23 protein-coding genes are annotated in these 22,837 nt (G+C 72.3%); 10 read left to right on the top strand and 13 right to left on the bottom strand.

Features of this window, described 5'->3' with window-relative positions; genetic code table 11:
- Positions 1 to 360 precede the first annotated feature (360 nt).
- Positions 361 to 1,002: a DNA-3-methyladenine glycosylase gene (locus tag ACF07N_RS29980; protein ID WP_392118772.1), complete on the bottom strand. Its 642-nt coding sequence runs from the start codon at positions 1,000 to 1,002 to the stop codon at positions 361 to 363.
- A 145-nt stretch (positions 1,003 to 1,147) separates the two neighbouring features.
- Between ACF07N_RS29980 and ACF07N_RS29975 the strand changes: the two genes are divergently transcribed.
- From ACF07N_RS29975 to ACF07N_RS29965, 3 genes are all read left to right on the top strand, one after another.
- Entirely contained in the window at positions 1,148 to 1,930 is a 783-nt protein-coding gene (locus ACF07N_RS29975) for a sporulation protein (RefSeq protein WP_392118769.1), read from the top strand.
- Positions 1,931 to 1,982: 52 nt separating this feature from the next.
- On the top strand, positions 1,983 to 2,522 hold the full coding sequence (locus ACF07N_RS29970; RefSeq protein ID WP_392118766.1) for a YbhB/YbcL family Raf kinase inhibitor-like protein: 540 nt from the start codon (positions 1,983 to 1,985) through the stop codon (positions 2,520 to 2,522).
- A 211-nt stretch (positions 2,523 to 2,733) separates the two neighbouring features.
- Positions 2,734 to 3,240: an HNH endonuclease gene (locus tag ACF07N_RS29965; RefSeq protein ID WP_114251210.1), complete on the top strand. Its 507-nt coding sequence runs from the start codon at positions 2,734 to 2,736 to the stop codon at positions 3,238 to 3,240.
- Between the two features lie 64 nt (positions 3,241 to 3,304).
- Here ACF07N_RS29965 and ACF07N_RS29960 read toward each other — a convergent pair whose 3' ends face one another.
- The 3 genes from ACF07N_RS29960 to ACF07N_RS29950 all read right to left on the bottom strand — a co-directional run bounded on the left by ACF07N_RS29960 (position 3,305) and on the right by ACF07N_RS29950 (position 5,720).
- Positions 3,305 to 4,264 (bottom strand): SPFH domain-containing protein, encoded by a 960-nt coding sequence (locus ACF07N_RS29960; protein ID WP_356527756.1) that lies wholly within the window; start codon positions 4,262 to 4,264, stop codon positions 3,305 to 3,307.
- Between the two features lie 132 nt (positions 4,265 to 4,396).
- Complete coding sequence (locus ACF07N_RS29955; RefSeq protein ID WP_383332135.1) at positions 4,397 to 4,828, bottom strand: NfeD family protein; 432 nt, start codon at positions 4,826 to 4,828, stop codon at positions 4,397 to 4,399.
- Positions 4,829 to 4,922: 94 nt separating this feature from the next.
- Positions 4,923 to 5,720 carry an ABC transporter ATP-binding protein gene (locus ACF07N_RS29950; RefSeq protein ID WP_383332133.1) on the bottom strand — a complete coding sequence of 266 codons (798 nt, stop codon included), beginning with the start codon at positions 5,718 to 5,720 and terminating at the stop codon, positions 4,923 to 4,925.
- Positions 5,721 to 5,881: 161 nt separating this feature from the next.
- Here ACF07N_RS29950 and ACF07N_RS29945 point away from each other — a divergent pair, with 161 nt between their 5' ends.
- Complete coding sequence (locus ACF07N_RS29945) at positions 5,882 to 6,667, top strand: hypothetical protein (RefSeq protein WP_383332131.1); 786 nt, start codon at positions 5,882 to 5,884, stop codon at positions 6,665 to 6,667.
- 228 nt (positions 6,668 to 6,895) lie between these two features.
- Here ACF07N_RS29945 and ACF07N_RS29940 read toward each other — a convergent pair whose 3' ends face one another.
- The 3 genes from ACF07N_RS29940 to ACF07N_RS29930 form a co-directional block, all read right to left on the bottom strand.
- Complete coding sequence (locus ACF07N_RS29940) at positions 6,896 to 7,138, bottom strand: chaplin (protein WP_383332129.1); 243 nt, start codon at positions 7,136 to 7,138, stop codon at positions 6,896 to 6,898.
- Between the two features lie 156 nt (positions 7,139 to 7,294).
- Positions 7,295 to 7,936, bottom strand: a complete 642-nt coding sequence (locus ACF07N_RS29935; protein WP_392118760.1) for a response regulator — start codon at positions 7,934 to 7,936, stop codon at positions 7,295 to 7,297.
- Positions 7,929 to 9,074 carry a GAF domain-containing sensor histidine kinase gene (locus ACF07N_RS29930; protein WP_383346971.1) on the bottom strand — a complete coding sequence of 382 codons (1,146 nt, stop codon included), beginning with the start codon at positions 9,072 to 9,074 and terminating at the stop codon, positions 7,929 to 7,931. Before ACF07N_RS29930 ends, ACF07N_RS29935 begins: the two co-directional genes overlap by 8 nt.
- Before the next feature lie 280 nt (positions 9,075 to 9,354).
- On the opposite strand from ACF07N_RS29930, the gene ACF07N_RS29925 reads away from it, so the two are divergent.
- From ACF07N_RS29925 to ACF07N_RS29915, 3 genes are all read left to right on the top strand, one after another.
- Positions 9,355 to 10,053, top strand: a complete 699-nt coding sequence (locus ACF07N_RS29925) for an SDR family NAD(P)-dependent oxidoreductase (protein WP_392118757.1) — start codon at positions 9,355 to 9,357, stop codon at positions 10,051 to 10,053.
- Entirely contained in the window at positions 10,050 to 11,093 is a 1,044-nt protein-coding gene (locus ACF07N_RS29920; protein ID WP_392118754.1) for an S-adenosylmethionine:tRNA ribosyltransferase-isomerase, read from the top strand. Before ACF07N_RS29925 ends, ACF07N_RS29920 begins: the two co-directional genes overlap by 4 nt.
- A 346-nt stretch (positions 11,094 to 11,439) precedes the next feature.
- On the top strand, positions 11,440 to 12,168 hold the full coding sequence (locus ACF07N_RS29915; RefSeq protein ID WP_392118751.1) for a transglycosylase SLT domain-containing protein: 729 nt from the start codon (positions 11,440 to 11,442) through the stop codon (positions 12,166 to 12,168).
- 94 nt (positions 12,169 to 12,262) lie between these two features.
- On the opposite strand, the gene ACF07N_RS29910 is transcribed toward ACF07N_RS29915, so the two are convergent.
- Positions 12,263 to 14,782, bottom strand: a complete 2,520-nt coding sequence (locus ACF07N_RS29910) for an FHA domain-containing protein (protein ID WP_392118748.1) — start codon at positions 14,780 to 14,782, stop codon at positions 12,263 to 12,265.
- 242 nt (positions 14,783 to 15,024) lie between these two features.
- Here ACF07N_RS29910 and ACF07N_RS29905 point away from each other — a divergent pair, with 242 nt between their 5' ends.
- Together ACF07N_RS29905 and serB are read left to right on the top strand one after the other, a co-directional pair.
- On the top strand, positions 15,025 to 17,436 hold the full coding sequence (locus tag ACF07N_RS29905) for a streptophobe family protein (protein WP_392118745.1): 2,412 nt from the start codon (positions 15,025 to 15,027) through the stop codon (positions 17,434 to 17,436).
- A 143-nt stretch (positions 17,437 to 17,579) separates the two neighbouring features.
- The gene (serB, locus tag ACF07N_RS29900; protein ID WP_383332117.1) at positions 17,580 to 18,806 is read left to right on the top strand and encodes a phosphoserine phosphatase SerB; all 1,227 of its coding nucleotides are present in this window, start codon (positions 17,580 to 17,582) and stop codon (positions 18,804 to 18,806) included.
- A 135-nt stretch (positions 18,807 to 18,941) separates the two neighbouring features.
- On the opposite strand, the gene ACF07N_RS29895 is transcribed toward serB, so the two are convergent.
- From ACF07N_RS29895 to ACF07N_RS29880, 4 genes are all read right to left on the bottom strand, one after another.
- Entirely contained in the window at positions 18,942 to 19,460 is a 519-nt protein-coding gene (locus ACF07N_RS29895) for a SixA phosphatase family protein (RefSeq protein WP_392118741.1), read from the bottom strand.
- A 65-nt stretch (positions 19,461 to 19,525) separates the two neighbouring features.
- On the bottom strand, positions 19,526 to 19,744 hold the full coding sequence (locus ACF07N_RS29890) for a hypothetical protein (protein ID WP_383346955.1): 219 nt from the start codon (positions 19,742 to 19,744) through the stop codon (positions 19,526 to 19,528).
- Between the two features lie 175 nt (positions 19,745 to 19,919).
- Positions 19,920 to 20,036, bottom strand: coding sequence for an SGM_5486 family transporter-associated protein (locus ACF07N_RS29885; protein ID WP_097215821.1), 117 nt, complete (start codon positions 20,034 to 20,036; stop codon positions 19,920 to 19,922).
- Positions 20,037 to 20,094: 58 nt separating this feature from the next.
- Complete coding sequence (locus ACF07N_RS29880) at positions 20,095 to 21,600, bottom strand: MFS transporter (protein WP_392118737.1); 1,506 nt, start codon at positions 21,598 to 21,600, stop codon at positions 20,095 to 20,097.
- Positions 21,601 to 21,681: 81 nt separating this feature from the next.
- Between ACF07N_RS29880 and ACF07N_RS29875 the strand changes: the two genes are divergently transcribed.
- Complete coding sequence (locus ACF07N_RS29875) at positions 21,682 to 22,374, top strand: FadR/GntR family transcriptional regulator (protein ID WP_392118734.1); 693 nt, start codon at positions 21,682 to 21,684, stop codon at positions 22,372 to 22,374.
- Here the strand turns inward: ACF07N_RS29875 and ACF07N_RS29870 are convergent.
- A complete protein-coding gene (locus tag ACF07N_RS29870; RefSeq protein ID WP_383332107.1) occupies positions 22,352 to 22,702 on the bottom strand; it encodes a hypothetical protein in 351 nt (116 codons plus the stop codon). The two genes, ACF07N_RS29875 and ACF07N_RS29870, sit on opposite strands and share 23 nt — an antisense overlap.
- Between the last annotated feature and the right edge of the window lie 135 nt (positions 22,703 to 22,837).

The raw sequence follows: 22,837 nt of genomic DNA, 5'->3' as shown, positions 1-22,837 counted from the left end.
AGTTCTCAAGGAACGGTCGCTTCCTTTGTACTCACCCTCTCGGGCTTTCCTCCGGGCGCTTCCCTTCGGTCTTGCGTTTCCGACTCTATCAGATCCTTTTTCGATCCGATTCCCTGTCGGCGGGATTTGCCTTCCGGCCCGGGCTTTCACCCGTCGGCCTTTCGACATTCACTACGTTAGCCGATTCGCCGTCCAACTCATAATCGAGTCCGTCGGCGCCGAATTCAGACGTGCGGGCACGCCGAATTCGCCCCTGCTGAGGGGATTCGCTAGGTAGTGGTTTGGCCGCTTCCGGCTGCTGGCGAACGCCGTACCCGGTTCAAGCGGCTCGGGCCACGTTACGCGCCCCGGCGAGGCGAGTCAACTGCGGCGGCGCCTCGGGACATGGGCCCTATAGGGGCTGACCGTCGGGTCGTTGGCGACCCAGAAGCGCCAGGGGTGCACGGCCCCCTCGCCGGCGACTCCGGTGCGGGGCCCGCTGAGTACCTGGTCGGAGGGCACGGCCGTGCCGGTCAGCATGCGGAGAGGGGTGTCTCCTGGACTGCACGCGTCCGTGCCGTCGAGGGAGCGGTCCACATCGAGGGCCGTGGCCAGGCGGGCCGGGCCTTTGGCCAGTTCCTTGTCGTTGCGGGCCGAGAGCCGACGGGTGCGGGCCAGCTCGGCGCCCTCGATGATCTCGCCCGCGCGCAGCAGGACCGCGCTCGCCTTTCCCTCGGGGCCGCAGACGAGGTTCATGCAGAACCACATGCCGTAGGTGAAGTAGACGTACACGTGTCCGGGCGGGCCGAACATCACCTCGTTGCGGGGGGTGCGGCCGCGGTAGGCGTGGGAGCCGGGGTCGTCCGCGCCGTCGTAGGCCTCGACCTCGGTGAGGCGGAGGGCGATCGGACCGTCCGGGGTGGTGCGGACCAGGATGCGGCCGAGGAGGTCGGGGGCGACCTCGAGGACGGGCCGGTCGAAGAACTCCCTGGGCAGGGGCGTACGGTCGGGGCTCGCGATCATGCCGTCCGAGGGTACTGGAGACGCGTGGTACGGCGGGGTGGCCTCCGGGCATCCGTCTTGCCAGGGTGAGGGAGTGCAACCGGCCACGGCCGGATCGCGTTTACAGGGATCAGGGATCCACCCGTAGTGGGCGAGAGGGAGAGACATGGCGTTCAAGAAGCTGCTCGCGAGCCTGGGGGCCGGCGGGGCTTCGGTCGAGACGGTGCTGCACGAGGTCAACGTTGTGCCGGGCGGTGTCGTCCAGGGCGAGGTGCGGATCCAGGGCGGGTCCGTGAACCAGCAGATCGAGGGGCTCTCGGTCGGGCTGCAGGCCAAGGTCGAGGTGGAGAGCGGCGACCAGGAGTACAAGCAGGACATCGAGTTCACGAAGTCGCGGCTGGGCGGTGCGTTCGAGCTGCAGGCGAACGCGGTGCACGCGGTGCAGTTCGGGCTGGAGATCCCGTGGGAGACGCCGATCACGATGATCGACGGTCAGGCGCTGCGCGGCATGAACATCGGGGTGTCCACGGAGCTGGAGATCGCGCGGGCGGTGGACTCCAGTGACCTGGACGCGGTCAACGTGCACCCGCTGCCGGCGCAGAAGGCGATCCTCGACGCGTTCCTCCAGCTGGGCTTCCGGTTCAAGAACGCGGACATGGAGCGGGGCGTCATCCGGGGGACGCGGCAGAAGCTGCCGTTCTACCAGGAGATCGAGTTCCTCCCGCCGCAGCAGTACCGCGGGCTGCACCAGGTCGAGCTGAGCTTCGTGGCCGACGAGCACGCCATGGACGTGGTGCTGGAGATGGACAAGAAGCCGGGGCTGTTCAGCGAGGGCAGCGACACGTTCCGGTCGTTCCAGGTGGGGCTCAACGACTACCAGGGCACCGACTGGACGGCGTACCTCAACCAGTGGCTCTCCGAGGTGGGCAGCAAGCGCAACTGGTTCTAGGTGAGGCCCTAGGCTCGGGGTCGACTGCACGAACCGATCAGGAGGTACCGAGGTGACCGAGCTCAAGCGGCGGCCGCTCCCCCACGACTTCCATCCGCCCGTTTCCGCGTTCACGGTGACGAGCGAGGACGTCCGGGAAGGGGCGACGCTCGAGGACGCTCAGGTCTACGCGGCCGGCAACACCTCGCCGCAGCTGCGGTGGGAGGGTTTCCCGCCGGAGACCAAGAGCTTCGCCGTGACCTGCTACGACCCCGACGCCCCGACGGGCAGCGGGTTCTGGCACTGGGTGCTGTTCGACATCCCGGCTTCGGTGACGGAGCTGCCCGCGGGCGCGGGCAGCGGCAAGTTCGAGGGGTTGCCCGAGGGGGCGGTCCACGCCCGCAACGACTACGGCAGCAAGGACTTCGGTGGTGCCGCGCCGCCGCCCGGGGACGGGCCGCACCGGTACGTGTTCACCGTGTACGCCGTGGACCAGGAGAAGCTCGGCCCGGACGCGGACGCGTCGCCGGCCGTCGTGGGCTTCAACCTGCGGTTTCACACGATCGGCCGGGCCCAGCTGATCGGCGAGTACGAGGTGCCCGCCGAGGGCTGAGCCGGCCGCCCGGGCGATCCCGGAGTTCATGGAACGTTTGCCCGCTCCTGGTCTTGGAATTGATCAGGAGCGGGCATTTTTGTTGCCGGGGGTCGCGGGGGTCACCCCCCGTGGGAGCAGCAGATATTGCGTTGTCCATCTCGGCGTGCCCGGCCAGAGTTGATCCCAGCCCGCCAGGGGGTGGGCCGGTGCACACGGGAGGTGGGCTGGTATGCGGGACACGCTGGTACTCAACGCGAGCTTCGAGCCGCTGTCGACGGTGACGCTGAACCGAGCCGTCGTTCTGGTGCTTCAGGACAAGGCCGTCGTCGAGCAGGCCCACCCCGAACTGCGCATGCGGGGAGCGGCGGTCGACATACCGGCGCCCCGCGTGATCAGGCTCTGCCAGTACGTACGGGTGCCGTTCCGAAGACGAGCGCCGTGGTCGCGGCGGGGTGTGCTGGTCCGGGACCGGCACAGGTGCGCGTACTGCGGGAGGCGGGCGACGACCGTGGACCACGTGGTGCCGCGGTCGCAGGGCGGTCAGGACACGTGGCTGAACACGGTGGCCTCGTGCGCGGAGGACAACCACCGCAAGGCGAACCGGACTCCGGAGGAGGCGGGGATGCCGCTGCTGCGGCAGCCGTTCGAGCCGACTCCGGCGGACGCGATGCTGCTGGCGCTGGGGCAGGACGACTTCGACGCGCTGCCGGAGTGGCTGGCCCAGCCGGCTGCCTAGCGGCCGTGTGCGAAGGGGCTCGCTTTCCCCCGAGGGGAAAGCGAGCCCCTTCGCATGTGCTGCCTCAGTCGATGGACGGCTTCTCGCGCCGTTCCTGGGCGGGCACCTGGGCTCCGGTCCCGCCGCCGTTGCCGCCGGAACCTCCGCCGATGCCGCCGAAGTTGCCCATGGCGCCGGACAGGCCCTTGAGGGCGTCGCCGATCTCGCTGGGCACGATCCAGAGCTTGTTGGCGTCGCCTTCGGCGATCTTCGGGAGCATCTGGAGGTACTGGTAGGAGAGAAGCTTCTGGTCCGGGTCGCCGGCGTGGATGGCCTCGAAGACCGTGCGGACGGCCTGGGCCTCGCCCTCGGCGCGCAGGGCGGCGGCCTTGGCCTCACCCTCGGCGCGCAGGATCTGGGACTGCTTCTCGCCCTCGGCGCGCAGGATCTCGGACTGCCGGACACCTTCGGCCTGGAGGATCGCGGCGCGCTTGTCGCGGTCGGCGCGCATCTGCTTCTCCATCGAGTCCTGGATGGAGGTGGGCGGTTCGATGGCCTTGAGTTCGACGCGGTTGACGCGGATGCCCCACTTGCCGGTGGCCTCGTCCAGGACCCCGCGCAGGGCGGCGTTGATCTCCTCGCGGGAGGTGAGGGTCCGCTCCAGGTCCATGCCGCCGATGATGTTGCGCAGCGTGGTGACGGTGAGCTGCTCGATCGCCTGGATGTAGCTGGCGACCTCGTAGGTGGCGGCCCGGGCGTCGGTCACCTGGTAGTAGATGACGGTGTCGATGTTGACGACCAGGTTGTCCTGGGTGATCACCGGCTGCGGCGGGAAGGGCACGACCTGTTCGCGCAGGTCGATGCGGTTGCGGATGGTGTCGATGAACGGGACGACGATGTTGAGGCCCGCGTTGAGCGTCCGCGTGTAGCGGCCGAAGCGCTCGACGATGGCCGCGCTGGCCTGTGGGATGACTTGGATCGTCTTGATCAGGGCGATGAAGACCAACACCACCAGAATGATCAGGACGATGATGACCGGTTCCATCGTCGTTCCCCGTGTCCCTTCTCCGCTGCGGCGTCTTCGGCAGATCTTATGGTTGTCGAAGATCTTGCTGGTCGAGTCTGACAGACCGTCGCGTAGCTGGCGAGGAGTTCACTCCAGTTACGTCGTGCGAGGTCACATGACGATCGCGGTGGCTCCCTCGATGTCCACGACGTCCACTTCCTGGCCCACTTCGTAGGCGCGGCCGGTGTCGAGGGCGCGGGCCGACCAGACCTCCCCGGCGAGCTTGATACGGCCGCCCGAGGCGTCGACGCGTTCCAGGACGACGGCTTGTCTGCCCTTCAACGCGTCCACGCCCGTGACGAGTTGGGGGCGCTGGGAGCGGTGCCGGTTCGCGATGGGGCGTACGACGGCGATGCCCGCCGTCGAGATGACGGCGAAGACGACGACCTGGGCGACGGCTCCGCCGCCGAAGACGCCGGTGACCACCGCAGCGGCGACGGCTCCCACCGCGAGCATGCCCAGTTCCGGCATCGCGGTGATCACGAGCGCGATGCCGAGCGCCGTCGCGCCGATCAGCCACCACAGCCATGCGTCGATGTCCACGTGGTCATCGTAGGACCGGCGCCCCTGTCGCCGACAGGGCGCCCGGTGGGTAATTGCCCTTCCTGACCCGGGATTTGCGCGGCGCTCGGGCCGTTCAGGACAGCGGGAGGCCCTGGGCGGTCCAGCGCTCGCCCACCTGTTCGACGACGAGCGGAAGGCCGAAGCACAGGGAGAGGTTGCGGGAGGTGAGTTCCAGCTCCAGCGGGCCGGCGGCGAGGACCTTGCCCTGGCGGATCATGAGCACGTGGGTGAAGCCCGGCGGGATCTCCTCGACATGGTGGGTGACCATGAGCATCGAGGGCGCGATGGGGTCGCGGGCGAGGCGGCCGAGGCGGCGGACGAGGTCCTCGCGGCCGCCGAGGTCGAGGCCGGCGGCGGGCTCGTCGAGCAGGAGCAGCTCGGGGTCGGTCATCAGGGCGCGGGCGATGAGGGTGCGCTTGCGCTCCCCCTCGGAGAGCGTGCCGAACTTGCGGTCCAGGTACTCGCTCATGCCGAGGCGGTCGAGGAAGGCGCGGGCGCGCTGCTCGTCGATCTCCTCGTAGTCCTCGTGCCAGGTGGCGGTCATGCCGTACGCGGCGGTCAGGACCGTCTCCAGGACCGTCTGGCGCTTGGGGAGCTTCTCCGTCATGGCGATGCCGGCCATGCCGATGCGGGGGCGCAGTTCGAAGACGTCGGTGCCGGGGCGGCCGAGGGTCTCGCCGAGGATGCCGGCGGTGCCGGAGCTGGGGTAGAGGTAGGTGGAAGCGAGGTTGAGGAGGGTGGTCTTGCCGGCGCCGTTCGGGCCCAGGATGACCCAGCGCTCGCCCTCCTTGACCGACCAGGAGACCTGGTCCACCAGAGCCCGGCCCTCACGGACCACGGATACGTCCTGAAGCTCCAGAACATCGCTCATGAGCGCGTTGTCTCCCCTTGCAGTGTGGCCGGTCTCGGCTGTCGCGTACGCCTGTGGCTCGGTCCGCCGCGCCGGTGGGCGCAGCCCTCCATGAAATCTACGCCACCGGTCGGCCGGGGCATTCCCTCGGTCCTGTCCTTGGGGGGTCCTAGGGTGGAGGCATGCTCACGGAACCGCGCGCTGGACGTCTCGCAGCTTGGGGAAATGCCCTTTTGGCCGGACTTGTCTCGCCGGATGACGCCGTGCTCGCCATCGTCGGCGGGGACGCGGTGCACCGGGTGGAGGGACTGCCGGGTGAGTCGGGCCAGGTCGGTCTGACACTCGCGCTGGGGCGGCTGCGCGCGCTCGGCGTGACCGGGCTGCGGGTGGCGCTGCCGGCGCCGGGGCATCCGCTGGGGCTGAGCGGGCCGCCGGAGTTCAACGCGCGGGCGCTGGAGGCCGAGGAGGCGGTGGTCTGCCACGGGGCCGCGCTCGGGCTGGTGCCGGACGTGTACGAGGCCGGGCCCGAGGGTGTGCAGGTCGAGGTGGTGTGGCATGTGCTGCCCGTGCGGGAGGCGCCGCCCGCGGATGTGCCGTCGCTCGGTGAGGCGGAGCGGGAGCTCGCGGAGGCCCTGCGGGACGCGACCGAGGTGCTGACGCGGCTGGACGTGGCCGGGTCGGGACCGGTGGCGGAGGCGGCGGTCGACGCGTACCGGGCGCGGGCCGAGCGGGGGCGGGAGGTGCTGGCGCCGGGGTATCCGCCGCGGGCGGTGCGGGTGCTGGAGCTGGCGCAGCGGGTGGGGGCGTTGATCGGGGTGGCCACGGAGAGCGGGCACGGGGGTGCGGTCAGCTCGTCCGAGATCTCCGCGCGGCGGGAGGCGCTGCGGCCGGTGGAGCGGACGGCTCGGCGGGCGCAGGTCGCGGCGTACAACTCCGTGGTGGAGGAGCGGGAGCGCGGGGTGCGGTGAGGTGGGGCGGTGACGGGGGGTGTGTCGTGCCCGGCGTCACCGGCTGGGGTCACGGCGTCGCGCGACCCGGCGCTGCGGGATGCCTCCCCCAATCTCTTCGAGCTGGGGGTACCCGAGCGCCCACCCGTGGCCCCCTGGCGGCATGTATACCCGCGGCTGAGCCGACCGGCCTCCCAGGTGCTGCCGGGAGGCCGGTGTCACCTCCGGCTCGGAGACAGAGGAGCGGCGTCAGTGGTTGACGGCGAGGTTGCCGAAGGCCGGGTTCAGGACGCCCACGACGTTCACGCTGTTGCCGGAGACGTTGACCGGGACGTGCACCGGGGCCTGGATCACGTTGCCCGAGCCGACGCCCGGGGAGCCCGCGGCCTGGCCGTCGGCGTGCGCGCTGGTGGCGGAGGCGACGCCCGCGCCCGCGGCCAGCAGGCCACCCGTCACCATCGTCACGGCCGCTGCCTTCTTCAGGTTCTTCACTTCTGAGCCCTCCTAGCGATTGCCGCGGCAGGCGCCGCAGCACGTACTGGAGAACGGCGGAGATCCACCGAGGTTGCGCCATCCGGGGGACGTTCCCACGACAGTATGAATCTCAGTCCGGAACGCAACCTTCCGTGTTGCCGTGGGGCGAGCGTTTCAACCGGTCACGCCATGGCGAACGGCCCACAGCGCGGCCTGGGTGCGGTCGGCCAGGTCGAGTTTCATCAGGATGTTGGAGACGTGCGTCTTGACGGTCTTCTCGGACAGGACGAGGGCGCGGGCGATCTCCCGGTTGGAACGGCCGTCGGCTATCAGGCCCAGCACCTCGCGTTCCCGCTCGGTCAGCGAACCGCCCCGGCCGGGGCCGGAGTTGGCCTCCTCCTGGGAGAGCAGGGCGCCGGCGACCTCGGGCTGGAGCAGGATGTGCCCGGCGTGCACCGAGCGGATGGCTCCGGCGAGGGCGTCGGGGTCGACGTCCTTGTAGACGTACCCGGCGGCGCCCGCGCGCAGGGCCGGGACGACCGTGCGCTGCTCGGTGAAACTGGTGACCACCAGCACCCGCGCGGGGTTGTCCAGCTCGCGGTGCCGGCGCAGGGCGTCGACGCCGTCCATGCCCGGCATCTTGACGTCCATGAGGATGACGTCGGGCCGCAACTCCTCGGCGCAGTCGACTCCTTCGGCGCCGTCGGCCGCCTCGCCGACGACCTCGATGTCGTCCTGCACCTCCAGGAACGTGCGCAGGCCCCGGCGGACGACCTGGTGGTCGTCGACGAGCAGGACCTTGATCGCGTCAGCCACCGGGGACCTCCATCTCGATCGTGGTGCCCTTGCCGGGCGCCGATTCCACGGTCAGCGAGCCGCCGGCGCCGCTCGCCCGGTCCCGCATGGAGACCAGTCCGAGGTGGCGTCCGGCGCGGCGGACCGCCTGCGGGTCGAAGCCGCTGCCGTCGTCCGTGACCCGCAGGACGGCTCCGGCGCCGCGGCGCTCCAGGGTCACGTCGACGTGGCCGGCTCCGGAGTGGCGCAGGGCGTTGTGCAGGGCCTCCTGTGCGACGCGCAGGACGGCTTCCTCCTGGGAGGCGGGCAGGGCCTTCACGCCGTGGCCGGTGAACGTGACGCGGGCGCTGTGGGCGCGGTCGAGGACCTGGATCTGCGTGCGCAGGGTGGCGACCAGGCCGTCCTCGTCGAGGGCGGCCGGGCGCAGCTCGACGACGGCCGCGCGCAGTTCGTCCGCGGCCTCGGCGGCCAGGGCGGCCACCTGCTGCAGTTCGCCCTTGGCGCGGGAGGGGTCGCGGTCCACCAGGCGGGCCGCGGCCTGGGCCGTCAGGCGCAGGGAGAACAGCTTCTGGCTGACCGCGTCGTGCAGTTCGTGGGCCAGGCGTGAGCGCTCCTCGGCGATGGTCAGTTCGCGGCTGCGCTCGTAGAGGCGGGCGTTGGTGAGGGCGATCGCGGCGTGCTGGGCGAGGATGCCGAGCAGTTCCTCGTCGTCCTGGGTGAAGCCGCAGCTGCCCTCGGGCTTCGTGCAGTTCTTGTTCGCGAGGAACAGGGCGCCGATCACCTCGTCGCCGTCCCGGATCGGCAGTCCCAGGAAGTCGACCAGGTCCGGGTGGGCCTTGGGCCAGCCTTCGAAGCGGGGGTCCTTGCGGACGTCGGCGAGACGCTCGGAGCGGGCCTCGTGCAGCATCGCGGCGAGGATGCCGTGCTGGCGCGGGAGCGGGCCGATGGCCTTCCACTGCTCCTCGCTGACCCCGTCGACGACGAACTGGGCGAAGCCGCCGTGGTCGTCGGGGACGCCGAGCGCGGCGTACTGCGCGTCGAGCAGTTCGCGGGCCGAGGCGACGATCGTCTTGAGGACGTCGCGCACCTCCAGATGCCTGCTCATGGCCAGCAGCGCGGAACTCACCGCGGCGAGGCCGGACCGGGGACCGTGGCTCATGTCCTCACGGTACCGGCGGGGTGTGACGGCGCGGATCGGGCCGGTGGCCTCGGGTGCCGGTCCGGTGGGCCTAGGTCGCGGGACGGGGGCGGACGGGCCGGGTGACCTAGGGCCGGGCGCGGCGGGGCGCGGGAGGCCGGGCCTGCGGCGTAGGTCCGGGGACGGTGGGCCGGTGGCGTAGGGCGAAGGGCCCCGGTGGGTTGCGGCCCGCGGCGGAGGCGGTCCGCGCGGCCCCGTTCCTACGGTGAGGGCACTTCGATCACGACGACGGGAGCTGATCATGCCGGTTGCGATCATCACCGGGGCCTCGAAGGGGCTGGGCCGGGCGCTCGCCGAGGCCCTGGCCGGGCGGGGCTGGGACCTGGTGCTCGACGCCAGGGGTGCCGGGGCCCTGGCGGAGACGGCGCAGGCCCTCTCCGGGTACGGCACGCGGGTGAGGGCGCTGCCGGGGGACGTCACGGACGCGGACCACCGGTCGCGGCTGGTGGAGGCGGCGTGGCGGCTGGGCGGGCTCGACCTGCTGGTGCACAACGCGAGCGCGCTGGGCATCGAGCCGCTGGTCCGGCTGGAGGAGCTGCCGCTGCCGGCGCTGCGGCGGGCGCTGGAGGTGAACCTGGTGGCCGCGCTGGGCCTGGTCCAGGAAGGGCTGGCCCTGCTGCGGGCCTCCGGAACGGGCACGGTCATCGCGGTCAGTTCGGACGCGGCGGCGGAGGCGTACGAGACCTGGGGCGGCTACGGAGCATCGAAGGCGGGCCTGGACCAGCTGGCGGCGGTGCTGGCCGTGGAGGAGCCGGGGCTGCGGGTGTGGACCGTGGATCCCGGGGACATGGCCACCGACCTCTACGCGGCCGCCGTGCCGGAGGACCGGGAGCCGCGGCCCGCGCCGGCGACGGTGGTGCCCGGGTTCCTGCGGCTGCTGGACGAGCGGCCGGCGAGCGGGCGGTACACGGCGGCGGCCCTGATGGAGGGTGCCGTATGACGCTCGCGGTGCGGGTGCCGCGGGAGCTGTCGGCCCGGGTGCCCGCCGAGCAGCGGGGGCCCGGGCTGGACCGGGACGCCGTACGGCTGCTGGTGTCGCGGGGTACCGAGGTGGCGCACCACACGTTCGCGGAGCTGCCGCGGCTGCTGCGGGCCGGGGATCTGCTGGTGGTCAACACCTCGGCCACGCTGGCGGCGGCCGTCGACGGGACGATCGGGCACGCGCGCGTGGTGGTGCACTTCTCCACGCGCGGGGACGACGGCCGCTGGGCGGTGGAACTGCGGGAGCCCGACGGGCGGGGCACCACGTGCGCGCGTGCGGGCGCGCCCGCGGGTACGGAGGTGCGCCTGCCGGGAGACGTGCGGCTGGTGCTGGAGGAGCCGCAGAGCCCGCGGAGCGGGCGGCTGTGGTGGGCTCGGGCGTCCGGGCCCGGGATACCGGGGCTGCTGCGGGAGCACGGGCGGCCCATCCGCTACGCGTACACGGAGCGCGACCAGCCGCTCTCCGTCCATCAGACGGTGTTCGCGCTGCCGTCGGCCGACGGGGCGGGCAGTGCGGAGATGCCGAGCGCGGCGCGGCCCTTCACGGCGCGGCTGGTGACGGAGCTGGTGAGCCGGGGGGTGCAGTTCGCGCCGGTCACGCTGCACACGGGGGTGGCGTCGGCGGAGGCGCACGAGCCGCCGTGTCCGGAGCGCTTCGCGGTGCCGGAGGCGTCGGCGCGGCTGATCGGCGCGGTGCGGGCCGGCGGGGGCCGGGTGCTGGCGGTCGGGACGACGGCGGTGCGGGCCGTGGAGTCGGCGGTGGACCCGGACGGGACCGTACGCGCGCGGGCGGGCTGGACGGATCTCGTCGTCACGCCGGAGCGCGGGGTGCGGGTCGTGGACGGGCTGCTGACCGGCCTGCACGAGCCGGAGGCCTCGCATCTGCTGATGCTGGAGGCGGTCGCGGGGCGGGCGGCGGTGCAGCGGGCCTACGAGGCCGCGCTGCAAGGCCGCTACCTGTGGCACGAGTTCGGGGACACGCACCTCGTACTGCCCTGAGCGGGCCCCTTACGCAGAGCATCGCTCGTGCAACGGGTGGTGAGACCGGTGGGCGCCCGGTGTGAGCCCGCGCATAGGGCGCACGTCACGTACGAAAGTGCATAGGAGACAAAGTCGCCCCTACTGAGCGGCGCAGATCGTCCAATATGCCCCGTTTTACCCCTCCCTGATCCACTATCTTCCTTCGTACGTCACACCTTTGCCTCGCGATTTTGCGGCCGCTAAGAATGGCTCTCGTCGCTCAGCGCCGTGGGTTCTGCCCCCGCGGCGTTCGTGTCGGAAACACACCGAGTCCAACGCCGGACGCCGAGCGACTCCCGCGCTATTCGAAGAGGTCCACACCAGCATGCCCAAGAACATCTTCAGCCGTGCTCGCAGTCGTAGCCTGACCCGTCACCACAAGATCGCCATGGCCGGTGTCACCACCCTCGGCGCCGCCGCCATCGGTTTCTCCGCGGTGCCGAGCGGGGCGTCGACGACGACCACGACCGAGGCCGCTCAGCCGGCTGCGGTGGCGTTCAGCACCGAGCAGATCAAGGACGTCAAGGCGAGCGTCACCGACCAGATGGCCGGTGCGAGCGTGAAGGCCGAGCAGATAGCGGCCAAGAAGAAGGCCGAGGCCGCTGCCGCCGCCAAGCAGAAGGCCGCCGCCGAGGCCGCGAAGAAGAAGGCCGCGGCCGAGCGCCAGGCCAAGGAGGCCGCGAGCCGCGCCGCCAAGCGCGCCGAGGTGAAGAAGGCCGCCCAGAAGAGCTACCCGAACAACCTCGACGGCTGGATCCGCGAGTCCCTCGACGTCATGAAGAAGCACGGGATCCCGGGCTCCTACGAGGGCATCAAGCGCAACATCATCCGCGAGTCCTCGGGCAACCCGCGTGCCATCAACAACTGGGACATCAACGCCATCAACGGCATCCCGTCGAAGGGCCTGCTCCAGGTCATCCCGCCGACCTTCAAGCACTGGCACGTCCCCGGCACCTCCTGGGACATCTACGACCCGGTAGCCAACATCACCGCCGCCTGCAACTACGCGGCCGACAAGTACGGCTCGATGGACAACGTCGACAGCGCGTACTGAGGCCGGCGCGGGACCTCTCTGCTTCGCTGAACGAACGCCGAAGGGCGGCACCCTCCTGACGGGGTGCCGCCCTTCGGGCGCGGTGCGCAGGCGACTACTTGCGCATGACCTCGGGCTCGTGGCGGCGCAGGAAGCGGGCCACGAAGAAGCCGCAGACCACGCCGAGCGCGAGCAGCGCGCCCATGTCCATGGCCCAGGCTCCGACCGTGTGCTCCCACAGCGGGTCGGTGTCCCCGGCGGTCTCCGGCGGGCTGATCTTGTTGAAGTCCAGCGTGGCACCGGCGGCGGCGACCGCCCAGCGCGACGGCATCAGGAACGAGAACTGGTTGACGCCGATCGAGCCGTGCAGCGCGAACAGGCACCCGGTGAAGACGACCTGGATGATCGCGAACATCACCAGCAGCGGCATGGTCTTCTCGGCGGTCTTCACCAGCGAGGAGATGATCAGGCCGAACATCATGGACGTGAAGCCCAGCGCCATGATCGGCACGGACAGCTCCAGCAGGGTGGCGCTGCCGAAGACGAGCCCCTCCTCGGGGATCTCCCGGCTGGAGAAGCCGATGACGCCGACCAGCAGGCCCTGCAGCACGGTGATCATGCCGAGCACGAAGACCTTCGACATCAGGTACGCCGAGCGGGACAGGCCGGTGGCGCGCTCCCGCTCGTAGATGACCCGTTCCTTGATCAGCTCGCGGACCGAGTTCGCCGCGCCGGCGAAGCAGGCGCCGACCGCGAGGATGAGCAGGACCGTGGTGGCCGTGCCGTTCGGGATGATCCGGCCGGTCTGCGGGTTGGCCGGGTTCGGCAGCAGGCCCTTGTCCGCGTCGATGAGCAGGCTCACCGCGCCGAGCACGGCCGGCAGGATCACCATCAGGGCCAGGAAGCCCTTGTCGGACGCGATCACCGAGACGTACCGCCGGACGAGCGTGACGAACTGGGACATCCAGCCCTGCGGCTTCGGCGGCTTCATCGCCTGCATCGGCGGAACCTGTACGGACTGCGGCGCCACCGCGTCCAGGTCCGCGGCGTACATCTGGTAGTGCTGCGAGCCCTTCCAGCGGCCCGCCCAGTCGTAGTCGCGGTAGTTCTCGAAGGCGGAGAAGACGTCGGCCCAGGTGTCGTAGCCGAAGAAGTTCAGTGCCTCCTCGGGCGGACCGAAGTAGGCCACGGCACCGCCGGGCGCCATCACCAGCAGCTTGTCGCACAGGGCCAGCTCGGCCACGGAGTGCGTGACGACGAGGACCGTGCGGCCGTCGTCGGCGAGGCCGCGCAGCAGCTGCATGACGTCGCGGTCCATGCCCGGGTCGAGGCCGGAGGTCGGCTCGTCCAGGAAGATCAGCGACGGCTTGGTCAGCAGCTCCAGGGCGACCGAGACGCGCTTGCGCTGGCCGCCGGAGAGAGACGTGACCTTCTTGTCCTTGTGGATGTCGAGCTTGAGCTCGCGCAGCACCTCGTCGATCCGGGCCTCGCGCTCGGCCCCCGTGGTGTCGGCGGGGAAGCGCAGCTTGGCCGCGTACTTGAGGGCCTTCTTGACGGTCAGCTCCTTGTGCAGGATGTCGTCCTGCGGGACCAGACCGATGCGCTGGCGCAGCTCGGCGAACTGCTTGTAGAGGTTCCGGTTGTCGTAGAGGACCTCGCCCTGGTTGGCGGGCCGGTAGCCGGTGAGCGCCTTGAGCAGGGTGGACTTGCCGGAGCCCGACGGGCCGATGACCGCGATCAGCGACTTCTCCGGGACGCCGAACGAGACGTCCTTGAGGATCTGCTTGCCGCCGTCGACCGTGACGGTCAGGTGGCGGGCGGAGAAGGACACCTCACCGGTGTCGACGAACTCCTCGAGACGGTCGCCGACGATCCGGAACGTCGAGTGACCGACGCCGACGACGTCGGCCGGACCGAGCAGCTGCGAACCGCCCTTGGGGATCGGCTGGCCGTTGACGTACGTGCCGTTGTGCGAACCGAGGTCGCGGATCTCCATGCGCCCGTCGGGCGTGGCGTGAAACTCGGCGTGGTGCCGCGAGACCTGGAGGTCCGAGACGACCAGCTCGTTCTCCAGGGCACGGCCGATGCGCATCACGCGGCCGAGGGAGAACTGGTGGAACGTGGTCGGGCTGCGGTCGCCGTAGACCGGCGGTGCCCCCGCGACACCGCCGGGGCCCTGCTGCTGCGGGATGTGCGCCGCGGGCTGCTGCGACTGCTGCCAGCCGGCCTGCTGCTGCGGCGGCGTCTGCTGGGCGGGAGCCTGCTGCGCCCAGCCGGGGTTCGCGCCCTGCGCCGCGTACGGCTGCTGCTGGGGCTGGGCCTGCGGCGCGGCGACGGAGGCCGCGGCGCCGGACAGGTTCAGGCGCGGGCCGTCGGTCGCGTTGCCCAGGTTGACCGCCGAGCCGGGGCCGAGCTCCATCTGGTGGATGCGCTGCCCCTGCACGAACGTGCCGTTGGTGCTGCCGTGGTCCTCGATGACCCAACTGCGGCCGTTGAAGCTGACCGTGGCGTGACGCCAGGAGACCCTGGCGTCGTCGAAGACGACGTCCCCCTGCGGATCACGTCCGAGGGTGTATGCCCTGGACGGATCGAGCGTCCAGGTACGTCCGTTTGATTCCAGTACGAGTTCCGGCACTCCATGCCCCACTGAGTTGTCCCCCGAGTTATCCCCCGACATGGGGAGTCTAGGGATGTCGAACATCGGGGGGAACTATTTCAGGAGCGGCCCCCTGACCGAAAGTCGGGCCTTGTGAAGAGCGCGCGCACACGCGTCTGCGGATTCCGTTGACGGGGTTGAAAACGGGCCGGAGAGTGGTATTTCGACGCGAGGGGGACCTGCCCGGTGTTCCCGCCGCGGAGCGGATCGGGGGGTCTGCCATGGGTGCTGCGACGGGTGTGGAGCCGGCGAGGGACGGTGCGCGCGTGCCGTGGGGGGACGTGCTGATGTCCGCCGTCGCCGCGGTGAGCTGGGCGTTGATCGGGATGGCGGGGACGGCGGCGCTGGGCCTGCGGCTGCTGGAGGCGGACGCGGCGGGTTCGCTGGGGCCGATGACCGCGGCGGTGGTGGCGCTCGCGGCGGGCGGCTCGGTCACGCCGAGCGGTGACGTGTCGGCGTTCGGCCTGACGGGCGCGGAGGCGGACACGGCCATCGAGATCACGCCACTGGGGGTGAGCCTGGTCGGGGCGCTGCTGCTGTCGTGGTTCTTCCTGCGGTCCTTGCGTGCGGCGGGAGTTGTGATCGCACCGGCCGAACTCCTGGCCCGCGCCGGGGCGGTGGTCGCGCTGTCCGTGGCGATGCTGGGCGGGCTGGTGTGGGCGGGACACGATGTGATCACGATCGACGGGGGGTCGCTCGGGCTGGACGACGTGCCCGGCGGCAGCGGGAGCGTGGAGGTGCCGGGGCTGGGGGACATCGGCGGGCTGCTGCCGGACCGGCTCGGAGAGCTGGTCGACGCGCGGGCGGCGGTGGGTTTCACGGTCGACACGGCGCCGACGCTGCTCGGCGGGCTGGGATGGACCGCCGGGGTTCTCGTCATCGCCCTGCTGGCCTCCCGCCGCACGCCGCTGCCGCCGGGCTGGGAGGCCGTGCACCGGGTCGTGCGGCCGGCGGTGTCGGCACTGGTGACCGTGCTGGTGATGGCCGTGGCGGCGGGGCTCGCGGCGGCGGCGTACGCGGCGATCGGCGACGACCATCCGCGCCGCGTCGCCGGGGCGGCGCTGCTCGGGGCGCCGAACGGGGTGTGGCTCGGCGTCCCGCTGGGCCTGTTCGTGCCGTGGGACGGCCGGGCCACGGGCGAGCTGACCCGCTTCCTGCCGGACCCCCTGGACGACCTGCTCGGCTCGGGCACGGACCGGCCGGTGACGCTGGGGCGGCTGGCCGAGCTGGACGGCCGGGTGTGGCTGCTGGGCGTGGCGGCGGCGCTGATGATGCTGCTGGCCGGGGTGCTGACGGCGGTACGGACGCCGGTAGTGGGAGGTGCGGGTTCGGGGAGCCCGGGTGCTCCCCCGCCGGGTTCTGGTCCCACCTCGCCGAACTCCGGTGCGGCCTCGGCGACTTCTGGTGCCGCCTCGCCCGGTTCCGATGCTCGCGCTTTCGTGGGCCGGTGCGCGCTGCGGCTGGGGGCGGTGACCGCGCTCGGGCTGCCGTTGCTCGCCTGGCTGACCGACGTGTCCGTCAGCGCGTCCCTGTCCGTCCTCGGCATCGACGCGTTCGGCGCGGGCATCGACCTGCACGGCCACGTCGGCACGGCCCTGCTGCTCGGCGCGGTGTGGGGCACGGGGGCCGGGGGTGCGGGAGCGCTGCTGGCGTGGGGGTTCGGGGTGGCGGGGCGGTCGGCCACCGCACTGGCACGGGGCGTGCAGGGCGGGGCGCGCGGGGAGGGTAAGGGGTCGAGGTCGAGGGCGGAATCGGGGTTGGGGGTCTGGTCGGGGTCGGGGGCACGGTTGGCGGCATGGCCGGGGGCTGGTCCTGCCGCGGAGCCGGGGGCGACTGCCACGTCACCGGCCGGCCCCGGGCCCGCAGGTTACGGCGACGGGGGCGGGGCCGGGGCCGGTGAGAGGCGCGCGGGGTGGGCGGGACCGAGCGCCGGCGCCACGCCCCGAGGGCACCGCGAAGGCGCCGGGGGCCTCGGGCCGGAGGCCGCTCAGCCGGGAGCAGGGTGGGTGGGGCCGAGGGCCGGCGCCACGCCTCAGGAGCACCGGGAAAGCGCCCCGAACTTCGGGGCAGGGACCGGGGAGGCGGGAGCAGGATGGGTGGGGCCCGGGGAACACAGCCCCCCGCCGGGGCACCGCGAAAGCGCCCAGGACCACGGGTCAGAGACCGGTGAGGCGGGAGCAGGGGGGGTGGGGCCAGAGGGACGCACCGCTCCCCACGGGCACGACGCCGGGCGTCTCGGAGGGCTTGGGCCGGGGGCCCACGGCGGGGAGGCGGGACCCTACGCGCCGGGGACGCCGTACCGTCCGCCGAACCCGGCCACCAATCCCTATCTGCGCGTCCCCGACGGACTGCGGGAGCCGGAGGACGCCCGGCCGCAGGACTCGCCGCCGCGGGAGGACCCCGCCGGCCGCCGGAACGACCCCGCCGGCCCGGAGGACGACTCGGCCGCGCCCGAGGACGACGGCATCTACGGCGCCCCCACGGTCGTACGGCCCGTCGGGCCTCCCCCGCGCGGGCCCCGGAAGTCCCCCGGGCCGAGGAAAGGGAACGGCCCGCCCGCCCGGCCGGACGAGTGGCCTCCGCCCCCGCCGCCCCCTCCCCCACCGCCGCGGACACCGCGCGGCGGCCGGTGAAGCCCTCCGGTCGCCGGCCGCTCCCCGGGCCCCCGGCCCTCGCGCGCAAGGTTCACGCCACCCTCCCGACACCCACTGTTCCGTGTCCGCCAGGCGGACCTCGGGGGCGGTGCGGTGTGCCCGCCGGATACGGTGGAAGCACCATGAGCGCTTCGCAGACCTCGCCTTCCGATGTCCCTGCCGACGTCCCCACCCTGCTGGTCAAGATCTTCGGCAAGGACAGGCCCGGCATCACGGCCGGCCTCTTCGACACCCTCGCCGCCTACTCCGTCGACGTCGTCGACATCGAGCAGGTGGTCACCCGTGGCCGAATGGTGCTGTGCGCGCTCGTGACCGAGCCGCCCCCCGGCCTGGAGGGCGGACTGCGGGCGACGGTCCACAGCTGGGCCGAGTCGATGAAGATGCAGGCCGAGATCATCTCCGGCCTCGGTGACAACCGGCCGCGCGGCCTGGGCCGCTCCCTGGTCACGGTGCTCGGGCACCCGCTCACCGCGGAGGCCACCGCGGCGATCGCCGCCCGGATCACCAGGACCGGCGGCAACATCGACCGTATCTTCCGGCTCGCCAAGTACCCGGTCACCGCCGTCGAGTTCGCCGTCTCCGGTGTGGAGACCGAGCCGCTGCGGACCGCGCTGGTCACCGACGCGGCGAAGCTCGGCGTCGACGTGGCGGTGGTCGCCGCCGGCCTCTACCGGCGCGCGCAGCGCCTGGTCGTCATGGACGTCGACTCGACGCTCATCCAGGACGAGGTCATCGAGCTGTTCGCCGCGCACGCCGGCTGTGAGGACAAGGTCGCCGAGGTGACGGCGGCCGCGATGCGCGGGGAGCTGGACTTCGAGCAGTCACTGCACGCGCGCGTGGCGCTGCTGGAAGGGCTGGACGCCTCCGTCGTGGACAAGGTGCGCAGCGAGGTGCGGCTGACGCCCGGCGCGCGCACCCTGATCCGCACGCTGAAGCGGCTGGGCTACCAGGTGGGTGTCGTGTCGGGCGGCTTCACCCAGGTCACGGACGACCTGAAGGAGCGGCTCGGGCTGGACTTCGCCCAGGCCAACACGCTGGAGATCGTCGACGGCAGGCTGACGGGCAGGGTCACCGGCGAGATCGTCGACCGCGCGGGCAAGGCGCGGCTGCTGCGCCGGTTCGCGGCGGAGGCGGGCGTGCCGCTGTCGCAGACGGTGGCGATCGGTGACGGGGCGAACGACCTGGACATGCTGAACGCGGCCGGTCTGGGCGTGGCCTTCAACGCCAAGCCGGTGGTCCGTGAGGCCGCGCACGCCGCGGTGAACTTCCCCTTCCTGGACACGGTGCTGTATCTGCTCGGCATCACGCGCGAAGAGGTCGAGGCGGCGGACACCGTCGAGACGGTCTGAACCCCTGGACCCCTGAGTCCCCTGCATCCCTGAACCGCTCAGGAGAGCCCGGCGCCGGGTCGGCGCCGGGCCCCGCACACATGTGGACGTCACGCCGGACGGGCCGGCCGGGCCGGCCGGCTCACGCGGAGCGGGTCACTCGGCCGGCGCCCAGTAGTCCCGCAGTGTGGCCACGCCCGGCTCGAGGCTCTTCCACGCCCCCGTGAACGACAGCACGGCGAAGGCGGCGGCCGGGAACCCGCGACGGGCCATCCGCTCACGGGCGTCGTCCTCGGCCGAGCCCGCCAGCACCTCGGCGAGGCCCTGGATGCCGGGATTGTGGCCGATCATGAGGAGGTTCCGCACGTCGTCGGGGGTCTCGTTGAGCACGGCGATCAGCTCACCCGGCGAAGCCTCGTAGATCCGCTCCTCGTAGACGGTTTTCGGCCGCTGCGGGAACTCCTGGACGGCCAGCTTCCAGGTCTCCCGGGTGCGGACGGCGGTGGAGCACAGGGCCAGATCGAAGGGGACGCCGGTGTCGGCGAGCCGGCGCCCGGCCTCCGCCGCGTCCATACGGCCCCGGTCGGCGAGCGGACGCTCGTGATCGGTCACCTGCGGCCAGTCGGCTTTCGCATGGCGGAAGAGGACAATCCTGCGGGGTTCTGCGACGCTCATGAGATCCAGCTTCGCATGAAACACGCCACAGGGCGCAGGGAGTTGACCGCCGGCTCCGGCCGTGCTCAGCGGGCTGTGAGCTGCCGTATCCGCTCGATGAGCTGATCGAGGAGCTGGGTGATGGCGGGATCCCCGGTGGCCGCGTGGGCCTCGGACGGGTGCAGCATCAGCAGGAGCAGGGTGGTGAAGGCGAGCGCCGGGAGGGCGAGGGCCCACCAGGGCAGGCGGCTGTCGGCACCGGCCCGGGTCGCCGGGTGGGGCGGGGTGTGCACAGGAGCCGACATGTCTGCCTCCGCTCTTCGTACGGCCGGTGACCCGTCTGGCGTGGTCACACCTCGAAGCTACGGAAGGCGCGGGCGCCAACCCATCCGGTGATCCACCCACTTGACCCTGACCCTCACCCCCTAGGGGACAGGGGGGCTAGCCCCACCGTGCGCGGGGGGGCGCCGGCGGGCCGGTTCACGGTGAGGCGATGGTCGCGATGACGGCGATGACGATGAAGATCGCGAAGAAGGCGCCGAAGACGAGCAGCATCTTCTTCTGACCGTGCTGGGGATTCGGGTCGAGCACTGGCATGGGCCAAGTCTCGCACCCGCCCGGCGCGCCGCGCGTCCGGGGGTCGGGCCCCGGCGGCTCAGCGGCCCGCCTCGTCCTCCACGGTGCGGTTCCGGCCGGCCAGGAAGCCGACCACCATCTGCGGGATCATCAGGGCGCTCATCAGCGCGATCGGCAGGCCCCAGCCGCCGCTGTGCTGGTAGAGGACGCCGATCAGGAGCGGCCCCGGGATGGAGATCAGGTAGCCGGTGCTCTGGGCGAAGGCGGAGAGCTGGGCCACGCCCGGTCCCGTCCTCGCCCGCATGCCGACCATGGTCAGGGCGAGCGGGAAGGCGCAGTTCGCCATGCCGAGCAGCACGGCCCAGGCCCAGGCTCCGGCGGCGGGTGCGAGGTACAGCCCGGCATAGCCGGCGAGGCCGCAGACGCCCAGGACGAGCACGATGGGGCCCTGGTGGGGCAGCCGCGTGGCCAGACGGGGTATCACGAAGGCCAGGGGCACGCCCATGACCATGGTGACCGCCAGCAGCAGACCCGCGGTACCGGCGGGGACACCGGCGTCCCGGAAGATCTGCGCCATCCAGCCCATGGTGATGTAGGCGGCGGTGGCCTGGAGCCCGAAGAAGACGGCCAGGGCCCAGGCGGTGCGGCTGCGCGTGATCCGCAACGGCGGGACCGCCCCGCGCGCGGGGCCCGGTGCGGCCCCGGCACGCGTGCCGCCGGACGCACCGTCCCGCTCGGACCCGGCACCGCTGAGGACGGAGTCGGCACCGTCCGCCTCGCCCCCGGCACCGTCCGCCACGCCCCTGGCATCCCCCGGCAGGGCAGCGCCGTCGCCCGGTACGGCAGCGCCGTCGCCCGCCCCCCGCTCCCCGGCCCCGTCCCCCGCGCCGGGCCCCGTTGCGCGGCCACGGACGAACGGGAGCCACGGCAGGACCGCCGCCACGGCCAGTGCCGCCCACAGGGACAGGCCCGACTGCCAGTTCCCGCCGAGCGCGTCGGTCAGGGGCACCGTCACGGCGGCCGCGAGGGCCGTGCCGAGCGCGAGGGCCATGGAGTACAGGCCGGTCATGGAGCCGACCCGGTCGGGGAACCAGTGCTTGACGATGACCGGCATCAGCACATTGCTGACCGCGATGCCCATGAGCGCGAGGGCGCTGGCGGCCAGGAAGCCGGCCGTGCTGCCGGTGTACGGCCGCACCAGCAGGCCGGTGGCGATGGCGGCCATGCCGGCGCACACCACCGCCCCCGCGCCGAAGCGGCGGGCCAGTCGCGGGGCCATGACACCGAAGACGGCGAAGCACAGCGGTGGCACGGAGGTGAGCAGCCCGGCCACGCTGCCGCTCATGCCGAGCCCGTCGCGCACCTCCTCCAGGAGGGCGCCGAGGCTGGTGATGGCCGGGCGCAGGTTCAGCGCGGACAGCACGATGCCCACGACGAGCAGCCGCACCGTCCACGCGCGCGGGGACGCGCCGGCCGGTTCCCCGGTGCCGTGCGCGGCGGAACCGCGCACGGCCGGGGGTGCCGCCGCCCGGGATGTCGTCCGCGTCGTCGTCCGGGTGTCCTCAGGAGCCATGAGGCCCATCATAGAATCATGGGATGATTGACTGTCCACTCCGGTCCGGCCCCCGGACACCCTCCGGGCCGCCGTTCGTGCGAAGGTGAGCCCATGCCCCTGAGCCATCCCCGACGTTCGGCCCTGTCCGAGCAGGTCATCGCCGCGCTGCGGGCCCAGATCACCTCGGGCGAGTGGCCCGTCGGCTCCCGCATCCCGACGGAGCCCGAGCTGGTCGAGCAGCTCGGCGTCGCCCGCAACACCGTCCGTGAGGCCGTCCGGGCGCTGTCGCACAACGGCCTGCTGGACATCCGCCAGGGCTCGGGCACGTACGTCGTGGCGACGAGCGAGCTGGCGGGGGTGATGCAGCGGCGGTTCGCCGACGCCGACCCCCGGCACATCGCCGAGCTGCGCTCCACGCTGGAGTCGGCGGCCGCCCGGCTGGCCGCCGAGCGGCGTACGGAGAAGGACCTCAAGCAGCTCGACGCGCTGCTGCTGCGGCGTGAGGAGGCCTGGGAGTCGGGTGACAAGGAGGCGTTCGTGACCGCGGACGCGACCTTCCACCTGGCCGTGGTGTCCGCCTCGCACAACGACGTGATGACGGCCATGTACGCGGACCTCGGCGAGGTGCTGCGGGACTGGCTGCGCGAGGACGTCGGCGAGGAGCTGACCCCGGAGACGCACATGGACCACGGCCGGCTGCTCGACGCGATCCGCGCGGGCGACGCGGAGCAGGCGGCGACGGAGGCCGCCCGCTATCCGTTCCTGTGCCGCCTGGGCGGGATCAGCTCCCCTTCCGGTGGCTGACCCACACCTCGTCGACCTCCTTCCAGCAGCGCCCGGCCAGCCGCACGGTCTGGGCGGGCGCGGCCGCCACCGGCGCGCTGTCGGTGTCGAGGTCCCACCAGCGGGCGCACTCGACGTGCAGGCTCACCCGGTCGGTCTCCGGATAGGGGTTGTGGCAGTACGCGGTCACCGTGGAGCCGGTGACCCGGATGCGGCAGGCGGCCCCGAACGGGTCCGTCCGCTCCCGCTCGGCGGCGGGCACGCGCGTGTGGGGCACCGCCTCGTACGCCAGGGTCATCACGAGAGCGACGGCGAGGGACAGTGAGGCCGTTCGGCGGGACAAGCGCACAAGGGGACCTCCTCGGCCGTGCTGGGGAGGGGCTCGCGTGGTGAACGCGTCTCCCAGACTGCCCAGGTGCGGCCCGTACCGCCCGGACTGCTGCGCCGAACGGGTGACGCCCCGCTCCCCGCGCGTGCGGGGAAC

It is taken from the genome of Streptomyces sp. NPDC015242, from assembly GCF_043079125.1.
GTDB lineage: Bacteria > Actinomycetota > Actinomycetes > Streptomycetales > Streptomycetaceae > Streptomyces.
The sequence above is the reverse complement of the archived record's forward strand: the minus strand, read 5'-3'. Positions and strand labels throughout refer to the sequence as shown.